Here is a 19,512-nt window from a genome sequence, read left to right as displayed (position 1 = left end):
TCTACGCAGTGATCTTGCTGGTTATCGTGGTGCTCAGCTTCCCAGTATGGCTCATTTTGCCGTTCACCCGCGACGGCCGGGCGTTCATTCTCGAGCTGATAGACAAGTTCACCAAATGGTCAAAGACGGTCCTCGAAGGAAGCGCCGTTTCGGCGTTGCCAGAGAGGCGACGTGACAGTCAACAGTGACGGCATCCAGACAGTCGGCACGAGGGACGAGCGGCAGCGCCTGGACCAACCGTCGCCGATGTAGCTTGGTAGGCTCACCCGCACCCATTCAGTTACAGGGAGGTATGGGTGCCCACAACGTTGGTCGGCGTCATCCTGTTTGTCGTGCTAATGCTGCCAGGCTTCGCCTACCTGGTAGGGAAAGAGCGCGTCGGGACAGAGAGGCGGACATCCCCTTTTCGCGAGACTGTGGCGATCGCGGCTGCCAGCGTCACATCTGAACTCGCGGTCTTCGGATTGTTCGCAGTCGTGCGGGCTGTCCGCCCCGACCTCACACCTAATGTCGGGCAGTTGATCCAGCACCCGGAGACATACGCGCCTGTACATTACGAGGAACTGATTGGCTGGGGAGTTGGCCTGCTCCTGGCCGCCGTGGCGCTTGCAAGAGCCGCAACATGGCCCCGACTACGTAACAGTGTCGTCGTCAGGCGACTCTTTGGCGCCTACCCTCACGAGTCCACCGTCTCCGCGTGGTGGATCCTCTTCCGTCAGTGGGCACCCGGAACGAAGGTCTCTGTAGGCTGCCATCTCGATGACGGCTCTTACGTCTCCGGCAAGCTGGAGACTTTCAACACTCTCGCAGACGATTCACAGGACCGCGATTTGATCATTCGCGGGCCGGTCCAGTTCCGACCTGACAACAAGTCAGAGCTAGAAGAGCTCGACTGTGGAGCAGTCTCCATTCCAGGCCGTCGGATTGTTCTCATGACGGTTCGGCACTATCGGGTGAAGCGCCCGCCCTCTCTACGCGTTCGCTCTCAAGAGCGATGGAAGAACATCAAACTGCTCCGTCGAGCTTCGGCAGCGCGCCCTTCAGCCCTTCAATCGTCCAACTCCACAGAGGTGTCGGTAGACGAACCGGCGGGGGGTGGGATGAACCCTGGCTCCCCATCGTAGATACGCGGCCCCTCCTTGTCTGTGGACCAAGCGTGCCCCTTCTCCTCCAAATCGCCAGGCTGAACGATCTTGATCTCGCGGTCGTGTTGTGTCATCGCTTGCTCCTTAGATCTAGTTGCCGGTTCAGGAGTCACGATAGCGGTCGCACACGACGCCCTGCCTTCCTTAAGGCCGTAAATACCTCGAATACCTCTGCGATTGATCGGCCTCGAGGTCACCCTGCCACGAATTCCGTCGCCCGGCCAAGCACCTTGGACAGGGTGAGCAGGGTTCCCTGGTCGAGTTCGTCGATGCCGCTGGTCACCGCGCGGAGCATGTTGCGTTCGGCTCGCTCGGCGCCGCGTACGTTCTGCTCGTGGTGGGTGAAGGTGTTCACCGCCTGGAGCACGCCCCAGGCCGTGCCACGCCAGGGGGCTACTCGTAGGTCGTGGTTCCAGAGCTTGGCCAGGATGTCTCGCTTGTTTTCCGCCATCGTGCGGCTGCGGCCTCGCTCGCCGGGCATCGGTGCGTGGGCGTCCAGGAACGCCTGCCACTGCCGCTCGGTGACCTCGATTCGGCACAGTTCCCGTACCGCCGTCGAGAACTCGTCAGCCAGCGCGTAGACGATGCGCAGCGCTTCGCGGGCCTCGGCGAGCCGGAACTTCGAGTGCCGCGAGTGCTTGATTTTGACCTGCTGCCCGCGCTCGGCAAGGCCGGCGGCCATCGTGTTGTCGCAGACGATGTTGGTCACTGCTCTCTTGAATGTTGTGGCCAGCGAGCCGTCAAAGGACGTCGCCCCGAACAGGTGGGGCCGGAACTCGACGCCTTCCGGCGTGATGACGTTCTCGGGCACCTCGACCGACACCCAGGCGACCGCTCCCCCCTTGAGCAGCCCGGCGGAGCCGATCGACAGGTCGGCGTCCAGAAGCCGGGAGACGGTGTTGATCAGCCACTCCACGTAGGGATGTGGCTCGTACCCGTCGGAGAAGATGCCCATGACATGGCCGTTGTCACTACGGACGATGGCCTGTCGTCCGGGCACCTGGGCCAGCCCGCCCCGGGGGTCTTCCACGTAGACCGGGCTGCTCAGCGCCTCCCAGCCGAACAGCCGCCGCTTGACGTCGTCCACAGGGATCGGGCCGGGATAGTGGTTCGGCTCCTCGGCCTGCATGCTCGCGCGGTAGTGCCAGGCCGTACCGCGCTTCTCGGTGAAGCCGATCAAGGTGTTGGCGTTCAGCCACTCCAGAGACTCCCTGGACATGTTCCTTCTCCCCCTCGATGGAAATGAGAAAGGCACCGGCCGTGGCCGGTGCCGTCGATGTCGTGCGTGATGTTGGTAAGGAGACTTACCGGATCTGCCGCATCCTCCAGCGAGAGTGCCGGAGTTCGGGCGAGCTCATGTGGAGCGTTGCTGTACGGCGTAGGCCACGCGTTCGGTCAGTTCACGGTCGGCTACGCGAATTTCGATCGTGCTCGTGCTGTCGCCGTGGACGGTGAACGAGCCGGACGCGGCCTCCAGTTGCCACCGGACGACGGTCTCTCGCTCTTTCTCGGTGAGCGAGGCCTCCGGCAGCAGTTCCACCAGGGTTTCGACGATCTCGGCCCGTGTGCCGTTCTCGGTCGCCCTCTTCGCCAAGCGCTCGAAGCAGGTGATCAGGTCCCGTCGATAGTCGGGCAGTAGGCGGCGCTCGATCCTCTTCGCGACGAACTTCGCCCCTCGCGCCGCTGTCACCGTGATCTCATGCCGTCGCAGGTCAGGGTATGCGCCCCTGCTGCCGTCGGGGTAGACACCGAGCACCCTGATCCGTCCCCGCTGGTTCCAGATCGGATGCACGACGAGCCGGGCACTGGCGGGTCCCATAAGGTAGGCCGGATGGCCCGGCCGCACCAGAGGGCTGTAGCCCTCCAGATGCTCGGCGACCTCGATCACCAATTCCTCGACTTCCCATTCGTTCACCCCGGACTCCTTTCAAATAATTGATTGACGAGTTGAAAGCGGGCAATCTGGCACTGCAGGAAGCATTTGAGATTGCCGACCGAGCTTTATCGCTTCGATCGAAGCTCACATCTAAATACGGGCGACGGTACGGCCCGAACGTCCGCCCACCGAGACCGTCACCTGCGCTGGTCTGCAGCGACGGTACGGATGTAACGGATTCGGCGGGCGCTTTGAAACGGGACAGCGCCCGCCGGTCCGGAGTTGGCTTTATGGCTGCTCTTCGTTGCGCAAACGTTCTTGCTCAGCGCGGAATCGGTAGATGTCTCGGCCTGGCTTGGCGCATTCCTGGCAGCGACAGCCGTACCTGTGGATGTCACTGATGTGAAAAACCTGGACGCGGGCCTGCCACGGTGTGGGATAGAGCGACTCGTCCAATTCCACGTGAACGCGTCCGCGCTGCTCGTTGACCTTGGTCACCCTGCCCGGGTAGTAGAACGGAGACTGATAAGACTCCGTCCACCACGGCCGCACCGGGATGTGGAAGGAGGGCCGGACCAGGACGCGGTCACCTGGCTCCATCGCCGTTCGCCCCCTTCCACAGCTCCAGGGCACCCGCCGCATCGTCGAGCTGCGGGCGGTCGACACCACGCAGGTCCGCCAGTGTCCAGGCCACCCGCAGTAGCCGGGGCATTCCGTCGGCGGTGAGGAGCCCGGTGTTGACCGCGGATCGGAGCAGCTCGGTGGCCTCCGGTGCGACGGGAAAGCGCGTGCGCAGGTCTGGCGCGGGTATCTCGGCGTTAGTCCGCCATGGTGTGTCGGCCAGCCGGTGAGCCGCCCGCACTCTCGCTGCGAGCACCCGCGCGGCCACCGTGGCACTCGGTTCTCCCGTCCCGACCGCGCGGTCCTCCTGCTTGACAGGCGCGCGTACGGCGACGCGGGACAGGAGCAGGGCCAGGCGCGCCCGGTAGCGGCGCCTGACCTCCGGTGTGCAGGCACACTCCCGCTGTTCGAGGCATGGGCAGGGGCAGGCGTCGAGAATCAGGGTGAACCGCGCCGGGTAGTGGACACTCCGGCCCAGGCCTGCGAGGTGGATCTGTCCGCTGTCCATTGGCCGGCACAGGCCGTCGAGGACCGGGCGGGCGAACTCCGGCGCGTCGGCCAGATGCAGCACGCCGTGATGGGCGAGCGAGATCGCACCGGGGCGATTGCCCGCCACACTGCCGAAGAGCGCCGCGGGAGTCTCCGAATGGTGCGGCGCGGACAGCGGAGGCATGAGCCCCGGCGCCCTGTGGGAGCGTCCGGCCAGCGAGTAGATTTCGGCGACCTCCCGGGCGGCCTCATCCGTCAGCGGTGGCAGGATGCTGGGAAGGCGTTCGGCGAGCATCGTGGCCGGGCCGTCGCCGGACAGGAACAGGTGGTGCCCGCCCGCCGCGCAGACCTCGAGGGCGCGGCGGGCAGCCTGGTTGCCGGGCACGTCGGCCAGGTCGACGGCGAGTGACGATGACGGCGCAGGCTCCGACTGCTGGTCGTGGTGATCGCGGAGGGCCCCGTGGCGGAGTTGATCGACCACGTCGGCGAGCCGGGTGACGGGCATCACCACGGCGCCGGGCACCTGCGCCGCCTCCCGCGCGCATTCGGCGGGGACGACGACTCTGCTGATTCCGGCCCGGACAGCGGCAGCCACGATTGGCAGGACGCCTCTGATGGGACGTATCTGGCCGTCCAGAGCCAGTTCGCCGAGGAACACCCGCCCGTTGATCCGTTCGGGCGGGATGACACCGGCGGCGGCCAGCAGCGCTATGGCCAGCGCGAGATCGGCCGCCGCGTCGTAGACCGGCGGGATCATCGGTGTCACGCTCACCGTGATCCTCGCGTCCGGCCAGGCTGTTCCGCTGTTGAGGATCGCGGCCCGGATCCGTGCCCGGGCAGGCCAGACCGACAACTCCGGCAGGCCGACCAGATGCAACTCCGAGTCCCCTGGTGCCGCATCGGCCTCGATGTCAACGATGTGGGCGGACAGGCCGATCAGGGCGAGCGACCGGGTGGAGGCGTAGCCCATGCCTCACCACCCCACCGGCAGCACCGGGCGGGCCCCGTCCGGGCACTGCGCAGCCTTATCCGCGATCTCGTCGGCCATTCCCGCGAAGTCCATGCCGCAGACGGTCTCTGGCGGTAGACCGCAGTCCAGGGCGGTGCGGATCAGGTGCGCCAGGCTGTAGCGGGGATCGACCGACAGCGCCCGCTCCACGGCGACGCGCGCCAGCGGCCCGTCTCCGGTACGCAGCGCAAGGAACGCCAGCAGCGCGGCCGGAGGGGCGGCAAAGTCCGGTTCCACCCTGCGGGTGAGTTGGGTCCACAGCCTGATGTGCGTGTCGTCGTCGTATCGGCCGATCAAAGTCATGGCCGCGTCACGGACGAAGATCGCACTGAGCCGCACACTGAGCCAGGCGACCTCATCGGCGGAAAGCTCCTGCCCCGCCTGGGTGCGGTCCAGCGCGGTGGTCACGTGGTCGAGGCCCTCGTGATACCAGTCGTGATCGCCCCCAGCGGCCAGAAGGGCGCGTGCCTGACCGCAGGCTTCCCGGGTGGCGGCGCGCACCTGTTCCCGGTCCTGCCCGCCGGCCGGGGCGAGCATGGCCGTGAGCGCCGCGCGGTCGGGCCGGGCGACGTACCCGGCGAACACCGCCGCAGCAGCGGCCGGATTGGTTCCCGCGTCGTACGGGACGCCGTCGGGTGAGCAGCAGTCGGGATCGGGGCACATGTACGACCAGTAGCGGCCGTCCTCAACCCGTAGCGCGTCGATCGTGTCGATGCCCGCCTCGGACAGTGCGCCGCGTACCGCATCGATGACGGGGGTGACGTGCCACCCCGGCCCGTAACCGATCAGCATCGCCCGCTCGGTCCCGTTACGAGTGAGCAGATCGGCGAAGTGCCGGGCCAGGTCGGGCGTGTCCTCCGAACGGTCCGGCAGGTCGAACCGCACGCTGAACCGCAACCCCCGCGCCGTGCTGTCAGGGGCGGCGGGTTCGAACGCCATCGCGACGATGCTTCGATCCGGATAGAACCCCAGCATGTAGGGCACGATCGCGAGGAAGTCCGCAGGACGGCTCAGCCGTACCGTGTGATCCAGACCAGAGGTCATGAGCATCCTCCTGAACATGAAGAAACCCCCGGCGCGATCAGCCGAGGGCGATGGAATGAGAAAGGGGCGCAGTCAGCAGCGCTCGATGCGCACGCCGCCCCGCGGTCCAAGGAAGATCCGCCGATCGGGGTAGTCGAGCCCGTCAGCGGAGCTGTACAGCGTGATCTCGCAGTCGTCCCCCACGCACGGGGTGAGCACGTCGGCGGCCTCGCGGCGGGTGAAGGCGAAGCGCGAGCGCTGCCAGTAGCCGTACCGGTGCCGAGCGGCCAGCTTGCGACAGGCATCGACCAGAGAAGAGAACTCCTCCAGGTCATCCGGCTGCGGCGGGCCGTACCCGTTGCCGCCGTGCCAGAGCCCGAACCACCGTCCCATGATCGTGCCCCCCTTTCAGTTGCGGGACGGGCAGCCGGGCGAGGCGTGGTCACCGCCGCAGTAGCCGCACCACTCGTCCATCGCGTAGATCGACAGTTCCTCGGCGTACCGGTCGCGCCACTCCACCTGACCCCTGGTGTAGGAGTCGAAATAGTCGGCGTCGGTATCGCCCGGTCGCAGTGTCAGGTAGTGCAGGACCGTCCGCGCCGCGCTGATCAGCTCACCGGGCGTCAGAACCGCGCCGACACCCGAGCAGATGTCGGACCCGGCGAAGATCGTGCGGCGGCGCCGAGACAGCCGGTATCGCCAGCGGATCCGGCCTTCATCGGTCCGCCCGGCGGCCTCCACTTCCAACAGGTGATCGGTGTCGATCTGCCATGCGGGCACCAGCCGGGAGCTGATGATCCATCCGGGTGGCAGGGTCAGGGCATGAGTCATCGCCATGGCGACTCCAAAGGTTCAGAAAGGTGGAATGGCGGCCGTCAGTACCGGCGACGGCGGGCCAGGTGATGCGGTCGTGCGGCCGCGCTGACCGCGTGGATCTCGCAGTCCCGGAAATCCAGGGCATCGGCGAAGCAGCGTGAGCACCGGATCAACCGCACACGCACCCCGGAAGTCCGGTTGGTGTGCGTGGCGTCGATCCACAGATGGGTCTTGGCCAGGCAGCCCAGACAGGTGATCACCTCGGCAGCCTTGGGCATCGGCGTGAGCGCCACCGTCACCACGTACTCACGCGCGCCGCCGGGATCAGCGGCGGGCACCAAAGTCGCGGTGTCCGGGCGAACCTCACCCAACGCGGCCACGCGCATCACGCGGCCCCCGCCGCAGACCGTCAGGTCTCCCACGGACCAGCCGGCCCGGACGGCAGAATTCACCTCCATACGGTTGCCTCCCTTTTCGCGGCGCCTGTCCGGCGGCCTTCGTACGGTCCGGCGGATGCGGGAATCAGGACGCGCTTTCGCGTATGGCGGATTCCGCCGTGTCCGGCGCTCTCGCGGCGCGAATTGCTCTCACTTAAATACGGTGGCCGGAACGGCCCGACCGTCCGCACGCGGCAACATATCCGCAGCATTGCCGCGCGCGCCGCACCGACGGCCGACCGTTCCGGCCCCCTTGCCGTCCTGTGACACGGCTACGTGAGCCACAGAACGATTTTGCGAGAACGAACATCGCACCGAACGCGTCAGAGACGCACCGGCGGATTTCGCTCTCACCTAAATACGGCGACCGGAACGGCCCGACCGTCCGCGCCCGGCGACGTTTTATCAACGTCACCGCGTACTGTGCGGACAGTCAGCAGGCTCCGGCCCGCAACCGTTCTGGGATGTGACAGCGCACAACGCAGAACAGAGGTGAGAGCGAACATCACACCGAACGCGTCAGAGACGCACCGGCGGATTCCGTTCTCACTTAAATACGGGGCGCACATCGGTCCAGGCGTCCACTCCTCTCAAGATTTTTGTCGTCTCAGGTGTGCGATGACGTGTTCTCACGGCAATAAGAAAGGGCCCCAGAACACCCTCTGGGGCCCTCTCGCGAGCTTTCCTTAGTCCTCTTCGCTGCATATGCCGCTGTGGACCATCGTGCTCCTGACGTCGTCAAGACGCTCCGACAGTTCCCGCCACTCCGCGCGTGCCGCCTCACGCACCCGGATCACGGCCCGGCGCGACCCGTACGCACCCCCGTAACGTGCCTGAGCAAGGCTGCTGAAGATGCCCGCCCGCCCGAGGTCCTGAGCATTGGACGCGACATCGATCATGCGCCCGATGGTCGGGAAGTCCCGACCGTCCCCGAACGCCTGACGGAACATCTCCGCGCTGTGCTGAGACACACAGAACGCGACGGCGGCCCCCGTGACCGTCTCCGTACGCGGGACACCGCGCATGAGCTGAGCCCCCGGCGTGGCGTCGATCTCATCGGCCGGAACATCGATCCGGTAGCCGTTGCGTGCGGCGGCATCGCGAACCGCCCACCGCTGCAGGGTCGTCCGCGTGATGGTCAACTCTCCGCCGTCCCTGCGGACGTATACCCACGCCTGAGTGTCCCGGGTAGGGCCACTGTCAGGGGTAGGAGCACAGGACGCGAGGACATCGCGCAGACGCTGAGCGAACAGAAGTACCGCGTCCTGCGTGACGTCGTCCGACACGTCGTCCGTCCCGTACGGCGCGTGCCCCTGCTTAACGATGGTCGCGCTTCCGTCCATGCGCTTACGGGAACGGGTGGCGTCGACCGTACGGCAGTAGCCGCGTGCGAGCCGCTGAATCTCCGCCCAATCGTCCGGCGTCACGCGCGCCATGTCTTCCGGCGTGAGCTTCTCCCCCGGAACGTTGGAAGGGACGCACTTACCGGGAACTCCGTTCGACATGTTTCCTCCGACCTCCGCGACGCATCATTTGCGCCGCCCTTCTCTTTTGGCAATTCAATTGAAACATGAGACGGAGACCGGCGCAATGAAATCCCGCGCGCCTTTACCATGTTTTCCCTGGCCAAGAGGAGGGAGTGGGTCTTTGAGAAAGCACAAAGAGGAACGAGCGAGCGAGCGAGCGACAAGGAGAATACTAAAAGGAGACAATCACTCACACCGAAGCGACAAGGGGCGATAAAGCCAATCAGAGAAATGACGCCCAGCAAATGCGGAAAGATATCGCCATGTCAAATCAACCAGCACGGCGCCCCTCCCAACCCTTCGATCATAGGGATCGTCTATACAGTCGGGTCGGCAAGAGGCCGCACCACAAGCCGCCGACCAGGGGAAACGCCATGGGGATCATGACCAATCATAAGTGGCGAACCATTGGCCGAGCATTGGCCATTCGATTGGCCGCCCTATGAGCACGCTTATGGCTACGGCGTGAACGGAAAATACCCATCGGTACGCGGGCAGGCACCCCCCACGCTCGACCCGTCCAGCAGGCCATTTAGGTCCTGCACTGGCCGCAGATGGGACCCGCGTGCGGCAACTCGCCACCGACAACGCCATCGGCCACAGCACTGCCTACGACCTGCACGATGGCATCGATGTCCTGACAGTCGAAGCGCCCGACCTGGCCACCACCCTGGACGAGGCGAGGGCATCAGGGAGCGGGCACCTCAACCTGGGCGGATCGGCGCCATCGTCAAAGTCACCCACGTCCTCCTACGACTGGAGCCACGGCCGCCCCCACCGCACGCATCACACTGCGTCGTGATCGCTCACGCGGAAAGGCTCAATGTGGACCTGACCCATGTATCCCACAATAAATACGTTCCGCTTTCCAGTCATGACTGACTGCATTCGCCACGCCAGGATCGGGATCTAACCAGACTTCAACACATTTGTAAAGATATTTCTTGATCAGTAGTTCCATGAGAAGATCAACTGACGTTATCGATCCGCGTAATGCTTGGAGTTGGCAAGCCAGGTGGAGAATCGAGGCATTTTATGCCGCCCCTACCGTCGTTCCTCTCTGTTAATGGTGAGCGGGTTAGTCGCATCGCTGATGGTCGGCGTTCCCGCCGCTACCGCAGCCCCGACCCCCGCCACCTCACAAGCGAAGTTCACGCCACCGACTCCCGCCGCGGACGATCCCATGCAGATCGCCAGGCAACAGGCGGCACAGCGGAAGACCCAGGTAGAAATCCCCTCTCTCCGCACCGAGTCGTCGACCACGTACGCCAACAGCGACGGCAAGACGCTGCAGACGGTGATGTACGGCGCGCCTGTCCGCACCAAGCGGAACGGCGAGTGGCATGACATCGACACTACTTTGGTGTCGGAGGGCGGTTCTATCCGGCCACGCATGACCAAAGCCGAAATGCGCCTCTCCAGCGGAGGCGACACAGAATTGCTCTCCGTTGATGGAGAGTTACCCAAGGCTGGAAAAGGCACGGTCAAGGTATACGCGCCGGGCAAGCTGCCGGCTCCCCGGTTATCGGGGAACCGGGCCGAATACAAGTCGGTCTACGGACCCGGTATCGACCTGGTGGTCACCGCTACCCCCACCGGCTTCCGGCAGGACATCGTCATCCGGCAGCGACCGCAGCAGGATCTACAGTTTCGTGTGCCGGTCAGCCTTCCCGCCAGTGTCCGGTACGGAAAGAACCTCTCCGGAAACCTGTCCATGCTCACGACCTCAGGCACGAAGGCCGAGAAGATCGCGGACGTCTCCACGACCCTCATGCTCGACGCCGCCACCGACACCGATCCGGAGCAGGGGCGCGTAGGTCGGGCCGTCACCACTGTCGAGGGCGACTCCACACTGGTAATCAAGCCGGACACCGCCTTCCTCGCCGACCCGGGGGTGACCTACCCGGTGACCTTGTCCGTGAACGCCACGGACTGGACGAGCAGTGCGGTGGGCAACGACACCTTCGTCAACAACGCCGACTACCCGGACGGCTACGCCAACAGTGGGCTTGACCGCATACTCGTCGGCAAGTCGAACAGCGGATCAGTCCGATGGCGCGGCTACATCCGTTTCGAGGACATTCCGGAGGACTCTCCGCTGCGAGGCGGCCGGGTGACCAACGCCGACCTCATCCTGTGGAACTATCTGTCCAATGACTGCGGCGAGCACGTCGGCTCCGGTATCACCGCCCGCCGGGTCACCCAACGCTGGGATGTCACCACCCTGACCTGGTCGAACCAGCCGGCAGTTACCACAACGGGTCAGGACACCGAGTACGGCGCTTACAGCCCCGACTGCGGCCGGGGGTACATGGACTACCCATGGGACCTCGTCCACAGCGTGAACCCGATCGTGCAGAACTGGGCCGACGGCGGCGCCAACTATGGGTTCCAGCTCACCGCGGGCAACGAGTCCGATCTCACGAACTGGCGCCGCTACCGAAGCAAGGAGACGACCGACCCCGACCCCGCCCACGGCCCGCGCCTGGTTATCGGATACGAGCCCGCGGTCGCCGAGGAGATCGCCGCCGTCTTCCCTGACGAGGTCACGGGAGACCCCTCGTACGAGGAAATGCTGGCGCACCAGGTGAGCTCGCCGGAACTGGAGTCGGACGCCCCTCTCACGACCAGCGAGCAGTCAACGGCCATCGCGGTGCAGTCCCGGCAGGGGTTCACACCGAGCGAGGAGGACGCCAAACCGTTGCCGGACGAGGACTGGTCGGAAACGATTCCCGAGTGCGGGGAGTCGGCTCAAGATTGCTTCCCGGGCCCCACACCAGACACGACGCCTCCGCAGGTCTACGAGACCAGCCCCGACGCGGAGACGGGGACCGCTCCTCCCCAAACGCAAGTGCGGGTGGTCTTCGACGAACCTGTGACCGGCGCTGTGCTCTCACTGACCGACCAGGCGGGTACGGCGATCCAGGGCGCCGCCGCCATGGACCAGGAAGGCATGGTTCTCACCTTCGCACCGTCCGCCGCATTGCTGGCGTCGGTCTATACCGGCAAGGTGACCGGTGCCCGTGACGAGGCGGGGAACGTCATGGCCGAGCCGTACAGCTGGTCGTTCACGGTGGGGGGCACGACGCCCAGCCCGACACCGACACCGACCGTGCCACCGGGCGGGGAGCAGACGATCACACTGCCATTGGAGACAGACCTGTGGCTGGACAGCGACGACTACACTGACCGGTTCGGCGACACGTTGTGGGCCGGTCTTTACGGCGCTCCGGGCACCGCGGAGCGCACGTACCTCAAATTCGATACGACCGCATTGGCCGGCAAGACGATTACCGATGCACGGCTGAAACTATGGAACGTCGACTCCTACGGATGCGGCGACAGCACGTCGGGTATCAAAGCCCTCCGGATCACCGGCTCTTGGGATGCCGACACGCTCGGCTGGAGCAACCAGCCCTCCGCCGCCAGCGGCGACGAGGCGGTTGCCCGCGACCCGGGCGGCTGTTCCGGATCGCCGCCGAGCGACGTGGAGTGGTCGTGGACGGTGACCGGCATCGTGCAGGCGTGGGCGTCCGGGCAGGCTGACCACGGGCTGGTGCTGCGGGGGGCGACCGAGTCCGGCAGCGCACCGCTCTACGACCGCGGATTCGCCTCTTCTCGGGACACCGGTTACCACCCGCCGACGCTGACCGTGACCTACACCGGCGGCGGCACGCCCCCGCCTGGCCAGGACACCACGGCGCCTGAGGTGGTCGCGGTGAACCCGACCGACGGAGCTGAGGATGTGCCCTCCAACGCACGGGTCATGGTCACCTTCAGCGAGCCAGTGACGAACGCCCGGCTGACGCTGTGGGACATCTTCACCGAGGAGGAGGTCACGGGAGCCACCTCCATGGGCTCCAATGGCACCGTGCTGACCTTCACCCCATCGCAGCCACTGGACGGCGTCTACTACGCCGAGGTGGATGGGGCCCGGGACACGGCCGGCAACACGATGGCGGGCGTCTACTCCTGGTACTTCCTCACCACGGGTTGGGCGGCCTCCTCCGCAGTGTCGCAGATACGGCCGGTAGCCGACGATCTGCGGGTCCGTGGTTCCGGCAGGACCGAGGGAGGGGGCAGCGCCACCGCTGAACCGTACCTGCTGGTCGACGTGAAGGATCGGCTTAACCGCCGCTCGAGTGTCGAGGTCGAGGTCGCCCACACCGCCGGGTCGTCCCAGGGCAAGGGGGTGATCTGGAGCGGGACCGTTCACGACGCCCCAGCCAAGACGATCACAAGCGTTCAGGTGCCGCCGGGCAAGCTGAAGCCAGGGTGGACTGTGCGCTGGCGAGCGCGTGCGGTGGCGGGCGACGTCAGCGGCCCGTGGTCACCATGGTCGTCCCTGCGCATCGCTGAAGCGACGCCGCCCGCGGCGAAGACCGCGGAGGAACCGTCGAAGACGTCGGCCGCCGCTGCGCCCGGCACACTGCCCAACCGGAGTTTCTACAAGCACGCGACCTTCCAGGAGTGTGACAAGGACGAGAACCACGCGGTGTGGAGCGCCGCCTTCTACGAGGGGTGGACCAAGAACTCCTTTGGATGGTGCACCAAGTACACCCACAAGATCTACTACTACAAGACGATCTGGCGGGGCGTGACCGACGGCTGGATCCGTCAGGAGATCGACGATGCGACCTGGGTGTTCACCGCTCTGATCAACACCTACGTCGGCAAAGGCATCAAGAAACCGAAATCGGATGACGGCTCGCCGATTGTGTGGCCGCCCTCCGTCTACGAGGCCCGGCAGATCAGCGCGTGGATTCGGCTGAACAACTTCTGGCCGTTCAGCAAAACGATGAGCCACAAGAACGCCACAGTCTACTTGCGGCCGAGTTGGAGCGTGAGCGGCGGCTGCGTGCAGACCAGCGGCAACGAGATAAACAACAAGTCCATCACTCAGTGGAACGCGGACACCACGCCGACGGAGGAGTTCACCTTCCATTCGGACGAGAGCCAGGCGAACAACGAACACCGGCTAGCGACCTGCACGCTGCGACCGTACGTCGGCATCCTCGGCTTCCATGACACCAGGCCGACACGGATACGGGGAGCCGAGCGGCTCTATCCCCCCGTCATCGACTGCGACACCTCCCCCACCAATGTGATGTACTACGGCGGCTGCGTGCTGGTCAGGGCGATGCCCACGATGGTGGTAAGCACCACGGCCCAGGTGAACGGCGAGCCGAACAAGGCCCAGGAATTCGCAAAGCACATCGGATACGTATTCAGGTATCCGAACAATACCAAGCCTCCAGGCACCAACAAGAAGTTCCCAGGCAATGGCGAGATCAGTCAGTATGGCGGTTGGGAACCCCCGCTCACCCGTGCAATGGACCCTGCGGTTGAAACGGCGAACAGAGATGTCATGGGCGCCGCCTGCGCACAATACTGGACAGAGGAGCAACGCGAAGGAAAGGAGTGTGACGAGTACCCGTTCGCCAAAAGTCATGAAGGGGCAGCCAGCCCACAGTGGGACTTCTCGGTCCGGCCGATAACAAAGAGCGCGAACACCTCGGGCGGTGCCCGGCAGAACATCCTATGGCGCCGATATCGCGTTCTGGAGAAGGATCCGTTCAAAGTGAGAGTCGTGCATTCGAGGACCGTCCCCGACGAATGGTATTCCGGCACCGATCCAAGCGACTGACCTGACGATTCCTTGCGCCGGCCACGGACCGCACCAGCGGCCACGGGCCGGCGCACCCTTCTTGACGACCAAATCCAATCGTGCCAGGGTGACCGGATGTCAGACGAGGATCTTTCCCATTACAGCGCGCTGGTCAGCAACTGGATGAGCGACCCTGCCTGCGTCACTTGGTGTCAGGGAATGGATGTTCCTGAGGTGGCCCGCAGTTTCGGCGCGGATCCCGCGAGCGGCATTCCCATGACCTTCATGGACACCGAGATGGAGCACTATGACGAAGCCCTACAGACCGTCCTCATCGGCTCGCTCGGCGACTGGTCCCTGGCCATCGAGCCGAACGGCGGCGAGGGACGCTCCCCCGGCACCATCGCCGCTCTTTCCAAGGGCGGCGAGGCACTCAGCCTCTATTGGGACGGCCCCGTCAAAGTCGAGTTGAACTACGCGGCCCACGGGCGACTGATCGCCACCATCCCGAAATCCCCGGTCGCCGAGTGGCCCGCCGCCGCCCGCGACCGCCTGCTGCCTTACGCCTGGGACCTGCCATTCACCATGCTCCCTGACGAACAGTGGAAGGTCGCCGCCTTCACCCTCGCCTCCCGCCTGAGCCACGTCCGTCTGACCGACCAGTGGCTTGACAGGGAGCACACGCGCTTCGTCCTGTCCAGCGTGGTGTAAGTCATCACACGTAGGAGTTCTTTCTGGAGGGCTGCTGAACGACCACAGTCTAGTTTTGCTAGGGACCGACGGTGGTAGTCAACACGTGTGGCATGACGAGAAGGTGCCGTGGAGCCTTTGCCGTCGGCCCACTCAGGATCTACGGCGGGTGTGGAGTTGCCGGACGACGGCCTGGGTCTCCGGGGTTGGCTCGAGGTCGAGGCTGGCGAGGTGGGCGTTGAGGTGCTGGGCGCGTAGGCGTGCCTCGTCTCGGCGGCCGAGTCCGATAAGCAGGCGGATAACGGTCGCCGCCGCGGCCTCGTTGATGGGGTCGAGCGTCAGCGCCTGTTCCATGACTTCCAGAGCCCGCTTGGGTCTGCCGGCCTTCTCGTGGATGCCTCCAAGCTGGAGGAGCGCCCGTACGGAGGCGAGGGTGAGCGGGTCTCTGTGGTCGAGGTCGATCCAGAGATACGGCGCCCCGTTGGCGAGGTGACCTCGGCAGACCTCGGCGGCTCTGTCCAGAGCGGCGGCCTTGCCTTCAGAATCTGTAGCTTTCCGCGCCTCGGCGAGAGCACGGTGGAGCTCCCAGAGGTCGATCCAGACATGCTCGCGGTCGATCCGGTACGTTCCGCTTTCCGCTTCGATGAAGTTCATCTCCTTGCGGGTCGTGCCCGTGGCTGCCCAGAGCCGCTTGCGCAGATCACTAAGTGCGGCGTGGAAGCGGTACCCGGCCTGGGGTTCGCCGACATCGGGCCATAGTTCCGCGCAGATCTCCTCCCGGGTCCGGCCGTTGGGATGAACCGCGAGGGGCACGAGCATCTCCATGCCTTTGGCGGTTGGGATGTCGACCGGTTCTCCGTCGATCTCCACGCGTACCTCTCCCAGCACGAGCAGGCGGACGCGGGTCGTAGCCGGGGCGTTCTCCACGACGGGAATCTCGGCCGCGGGCTCGTCTTCGGCAGGCTCCTCGTAACCGTGCTGCATAGCGATTCGCCGTAGGAAGACGATCGCCTCCTGCTGCGAGAGGTGAAACAGGTCCGCGCCGTCCAGGTCGCCGCTAACGGCTCGGAAGTCGGTCCCGACCTCGCATCCGTCCTCCCCGAGCCGGGCTTCGAGCAGGATGGCGCCGATTCCGAGGCGCGGGGCGTATTCCATGAACGACTCGAGGTACGACGAGTCCCGCCCCGCCAGCCGGCCGACCAACACCAGCTCCGGGACCAGCTCATCCGGCCTGCTGGCTCGCAACATGGCGAGGTCGCTGACCTCAGCGTCCTGCAGCAGTTCTGTGCGGTGGATGTGCTCGCTGGCGACGTGCGTCACGGCGTCGTCGAAGGTGGGTGTGAGTGTGAGGCCCGGCAGATGCATGGCGAGGGCGTCCCAGTCGTCGCCGAACAGCTCGGCCGCGTCGTCCGAGGGCATGACGAGTTCGACGCGATGCGCTTCGGCCTGGGCGATGAGCGCCGTGAACAGCGCCCGCACGACGTCTCCCGCTCCGTCGCCGCTCAGGCAGAGGTTCAGGCCCGGCAGGTTCACCGCGACGACCTGGTCATCGCGTATGCCGACATCCAGCATGGCAGGGGGCTTGGTAGTGAAGGAATCCCTGACCAGGTCGTAATCGTCCGGAACCGGGTCGGTGGCCTGCCGGAACTCTTCGTCAACCGCCTGGACCGCTGGCTCCGGCTTCGGCAGGGCCACGACCTGAACGGCTTCCGACGCCCCCGGGATCGGTCGCCGGACGCGTTGCCGTACGCGTACGGCGGCCAGGGCGACGGCGATGCCCGCTGCGAACGACAGGCCGACCATGCCGCCCTCAGGTAGGGCGATACTCACCCGCGGTGCGGCGTGTGCCGGCAGTGCCGCCGGGGTTTCGACGGCATGCGGTGTCACCGTCTCCTGAGGTGCAGGAGCGGGCTCTCGGACAATGGTCCGCTCGGCAGCCCTGTCCGCTGGGGCCTGCTCCGGCAGCCGCAGCCGCCAGCCAGTCTCGATCTCCCCTGGATGGGTGAGCTGCCCGCCGTCATGCTGGGGTCGGCCCTTGTTGAGCTTGAAGATCTCCTTGTAGCGCTTGCCGTCCCCCAGATGTCGTTCGGCGATATCCCACAGGCTTTCGCCTTCCCGTACGACATGGACCCGAGCGTGCCGCGGCTCCGGCTCCTTGACGTCCGACGGCATCCGGATGACCCAGCCGGGGCGGATCCAGCCGTCGGAGGTGAAGGTGGCTCCGTCCGTCATCTGCCGGCCTTCGTTCAGCTTCACGATTTCCTGGTATCGCATGGGGTCGCCCAGATGTGTCTTGGCGATCTCCCACAGAGTGTCGTGCGGCTTGACTCGGTACGTCGTGTGCTGAACCGCCTCAGAGGCAACGCCCTCCTGCGCGGCCGTCGGAGCGTCCACGGGAGTGGCGGTGACGGTGACCGTGGCGGCGACCGCCTGGGGTGCCGGGGCGACAGCCGAGATCGCGATCGTCGTGATGAGATGCGCGGCGAGCCGCTGGAACGGCGTCCGGAGCACGGCACGCTCATGCACGTTCCGCAGGCGGCGCACCAGCTCGGCGAGCACCGACCAGGTGAACATCAGCCAGCACAGCCACGCCGTGGCCAGCAGCGCGTTCACCAGGAATGCCGGATCGCCCGGCGTGGCCAGCTCCGCCCGCGTAGGGATGTGCGGTGGATCGAGGAAGCCGAGCAGGACGACGGGCGGCCCGGCGATCAGCACCACCAGAGCCAGTGCCGAGTAGATGGCGGCAGCGGTCGGGCGGTGGCTGTGCATCTACTCTCCCTGCTCGATTCCCTGCAGCATCCGGGCGGAGGCGCTCGCGGTGGCCGTCACGTCGGCGACGCCGATCAGTGACAGCAGCACGGTCGGCCGGGACACGTTCACCGTGACCCGCAGCGTCCGTCCGCCCGCCATCGCGACGCTCCCCCGGTGCCCCGACGAGGCGAGGTACGCGCGGGCCGCGGCCAGCGCGTTGGCGGTGTCCAGCTCAAACCGGCCGCCCTGGGCGTACGCGCGGTCGACGTCGACGACGCCGGCCCCCGCACGTGCGGCCTCCTCCGCGACCGCGTACGCCTCCCGAAAGGCGCGGATTTTCTGCCCGCCATCCACAACCAGGCCCAGGCATACGAGGGCGGCCAGCATGACGACCACGACGAACCCCGAGATCGACCCTCTGTCCCCGTCGAGCATCACCGGTCTCCCCTGGCGCGGAACGGATCAAGGCTGCTGGTAAACCGGCTGGTCAGGACCTTGGAACCGGGGATGCCGGGCAGGGCGAGGTCGCTGAACCGCACGTCGCAGGTCACCGTCGCGGACACCGTGGCTTGCCGTCCCAAAGGAGCGGAGAACCCTCCCGTGTCCACCGAGACCGTCGGCGCGCATTCAAGCCCTTCACGAGCGAGTGCCGCTCGCGCGCTCGTCAGCGCCGCGGTGCGCGCCGAGGAGGGGTCACGCGAGATGGACGCCTGCCGGGCGGCATCGCGGGCCGCCGCCTCCACCGAGCCATGCGCGATGACGATCCGCCCAGCAGCGACCATCGCCACGAGCACCAGGACCAGCGCGGGCGCGAGAACAGCCAGCTCTACTGTCATCGACCCGCGCTCGGCGGTGACTCGGGGGCCCAGGCGTGCGCCTTGCAGCTCGGCGCGATGGACACGGCGCCGGGCTGGTCTCATTCGCGATCTATCTCTAACGCGCATCAGGTGGGAGTCGACCATCGTTCGATCGGGGCGTGGGCTACCTGGGTCACCGTTAGCTTGAGCAGCGGCACCAACGCGAGTGCCTCTCCCTGCACGGTCACCGATACCGTGCCGCCCGTACGGCCGGCGCTGGCGTGCGGCGCGATCAGGAAGGACCCGCCGACCCTCTGAGCGAATCTCTCGGCGACAACAGTGCTGGCCGAGAGGTTGGAGCCGTACGCCCGGGCGACCCGTACGCCCTCCTGGGCGGCGGCGAGTGCGATGTTGCGGGCGTGGAACCACAGCGCCGTGTTGACCAGGAGCAGGGTCAGGGTGAGGACCACCGGGTAGAGGATGGCCGCCTCCAACGGCGCCGACCCGCGATCACTTGATTTTCCCCATGTAGTCGTTGACAACCTGCGTGATCTTGGCTGCGACCGCGACGGCGAGCAGGAATATCGCCGCGGCGAGGACGATGAAGCCCAGCGGGCCCTCGCCGGCGTCCGCCCCGGCCTTGGGGCGAAGCCTCCGAAGGAGCGGGACCTTGGTGTTGATCCAAGCGCCGACCGCCAACATGCGACCGTAGATGTGCAGCATG

General features: G+C 66.0%; 17 protein-coding genes. 4 read left to right on the top strand and 13 right to left on the bottom strand.

The features are described 5' to 3' along the window. The first annotated feature begins 8 nt into the window (after window positions 1-8). Window positions 9-188, top strand: a complete 180-nt coding sequence (locus HHX35_RS16965; RefSeq protein WP_182899790.1) for a hypothetical protein — start codon at window positions 9-11, stop codon at window positions 186-188. A 108-nt stretch (window positions 189-296) separates the two neighbouring features. Further along, window positions 297-1,124 carry a DUF6338 family protein gene (locus tag HHX35_RS45130; RefSeq protein WP_220505533.1) on the top strand — a complete coding sequence of 276 codons (828 nt, stop codon included), beginning with the start codon at window positions 297-299 and terminating at the stop codon, window positions 1,122-1,124. A gap of 214 nt (window positions 1,125-1,338) precedes the next feature. Here HHX35_RS45130 and HHX35_RS16960 read toward each other — a convergent pair whose 3' ends face one another. From HHX35_RS16960 to HHX35_RS16925, 8 genes are all read right to left on the bottom strand, one after another. Next, window positions 1,339-2,364: a DUF932 domain-containing protein gene (locus HHX35_RS16960; RefSeq protein ID WP_182899789.1), complete on the bottom strand. Its 1,026-nt coding sequence runs from the start codon at window positions 2,362-2,364 to the stop codon at window positions 1,339-1,341. A gap of 135 nt (window positions 2,365-2,499) precedes the next feature. Next, window positions 2,500-3,060, bottom strand: coding sequence for a hypothetical protein (locus tag HHX35_RS16955; RefSeq protein ID WP_182899788.1), 561 nt, complete (start codon window positions 3,058-3,060; stop codon window positions 2,500-2,502). Between the two features lie 547 nt (window positions 3,061-3,607). Continuing rightward, window positions 3,608-5,101, bottom strand: a complete 1,494-nt coding sequence (locus HHX35_RS16950; RefSeq protein WP_182899787.1) for a YifB family Mg chelatase-like AAA ATPase — start codon at window positions 5,099-5,101, stop codon at window positions 3,608-3,610. A gap of 3 nt (window positions 5,102-5,104) precedes the next feature. Then, complete coding sequence (locus tag HHX35_RS16945) at window positions 5,105-6,184, bottom strand: DUF4192 domain-containing protein (protein ID WP_259405140.1); 1,080 nt, start codon at window positions 6,182-6,184, stop codon at window positions 5,105-5,107. A gap of 72 nt (window positions 6,185-6,256) precedes the next feature. Beyond that, window positions 6,257-6,556 (bottom strand): hypothetical protein, encoded by a 300-nt coding sequence (locus HHX35_RS16940; protein WP_182899785.1) that lies wholly within the window; start codon window positions 6,554-6,556, stop codon window positions 6,257-6,259. A gap of 15 nt (window positions 6,557-6,571) precedes the next feature. Continuing rightward, window positions 6,572-7,000: a hypothetical protein gene (locus HHX35_RS16935; protein WP_182899784.1), complete on the bottom strand. Its 429-nt coding sequence runs from the start codon at window positions 6,998-7,000 to the stop codon at window positions 6,572-6,574. A gap of 38 nt (window positions 7,001-7,038) precedes the next feature. Beyond that, entirely contained in the window at window positions 7,039-7,401 is a 363-nt protein-coding gene (locus HHX35_RS16930; protein WP_182899783.1) for a hypothetical protein, read from the bottom strand. 701 nt (window positions 7,402-8,102) lie between these two features. Next, complete coding sequence (locus HHX35_RS16925; protein ID WP_182899782.1) at window positions 8,103-8,921, bottom strand: hypothetical protein; 819 nt, start codon at window positions 8,919-8,921, stop codon at window positions 8,103-8,105. Window positions 8,922-10,125: 1,204 nt separating this feature from the next. Between HHX35_RS16925 and HHX35_RS16920 the strand changes: the two genes are divergently transcribed. Together HHX35_RS16920 and HHX35_RS16915 are read left to right on the top strand one after the other, a co-directional pair. Beyond that, window positions 10,126-14,589 (top strand): DNRLRE domain-containing protein, encoded by a 4,464-nt coding sequence (locus tag HHX35_RS16920; protein ID WP_182899781.1) that lies wholly within the window; start codon window positions 10,126-10,128, stop codon window positions 14,587-14,589. Window positions 14,590-14,685: 96 nt separating this feature from the next. Beyond that, window positions 14,686-15,261 carry a DUF6461 domain-containing protein gene (locus HHX35_RS16915; protein ID WP_182899780.1) on the top strand — a complete coding sequence of 192 codons (576 nt, stop codon included), beginning with the start codon at window positions 14,686-14,688 and terminating at the stop codon, window positions 15,259-15,261. Window positions 15,262-15,393: 132 nt separating this feature from the next. On the opposite strand, the gene HHX35_RS16910 is transcribed toward HHX35_RS16915, so the two are convergent. The 5 genes from HHX35_RS16910 to HHX35_RS16890 form a co-directional block, all read right to left on the bottom strand. Beyond that, the gene (locus HHX35_RS16910) at window positions 15,394-18,009 is read right to left on the bottom strand and encodes a LysM peptidoglycan-binding domain-containing protein (protein ID WP_182899779.1); all 2,616 of its coding nucleotides are present in this window, start codon (window positions 18,007-18,009) and stop codon (window positions 15,394-15,396) included. Next, window positions 18,010-18,426, bottom strand: a complete 417-nt coding sequence (locus HHX35_RS16905; protein ID WP_182899778.1) for a pilus assembly protein TadG-related protein — start codon at window positions 18,424-18,426, stop codon at window positions 18,010-18,012. It abuts the gene before it with no gap. Beyond that, window positions 18,426-18,827 (bottom strand): TadE/TadG family type IV pilus assembly protein, encoded by a 402-nt coding sequence (locus HHX35_RS16900; RefSeq protein WP_220505532.1) that lies wholly within the window; start codon window positions 18,825-18,827, stop codon window positions 18,426-18,428. The genes HHX35_RS16905 and HHX35_RS16900 overlap by 1 nt, the downstream gene beginning before the upstream one ends. Before the next feature lie 107 nt (window positions 18,828-18,934). Further along, window positions 18,935-19,282 carry a TadE/TadG family type IV pilus assembly protein gene (locus tag HHX35_RS16895; RefSeq protein ID WP_259405139.1) on the bottom strand — a complete coding sequence of 116 codons (348 nt, stop codon included), beginning with the start codon at window positions 19,280-19,282 and terminating at the stop codon, window positions 18,935-18,937. 16 nt (window positions 19,283-19,298) lie between these two features. Beyond that, window positions 19,299-19,511: a hypothetical protein gene (locus HHX35_RS16890; RefSeq protein ID WP_182899775.1), complete on the bottom strand. Its 213-nt coding sequence runs from the start codon at window positions 19,509-19,511 to the stop codon at window positions 19,299-19,301. Window position 19,512: the final 1 nt, after the last annotated feature.

Source organism: Microbispora sp. H10830, from assembly GCF_014161375.1.
GTDB classification, from domain to species: Bacteria; Actinomycetota; Actinomycetes; order Streptosporangiales; family Streptosporangiaceae; genus Microbispora; species Microbispora catharanthi.
This window is presented reverse-complemented; position numbering and strand designations above follow the sequence as displayed.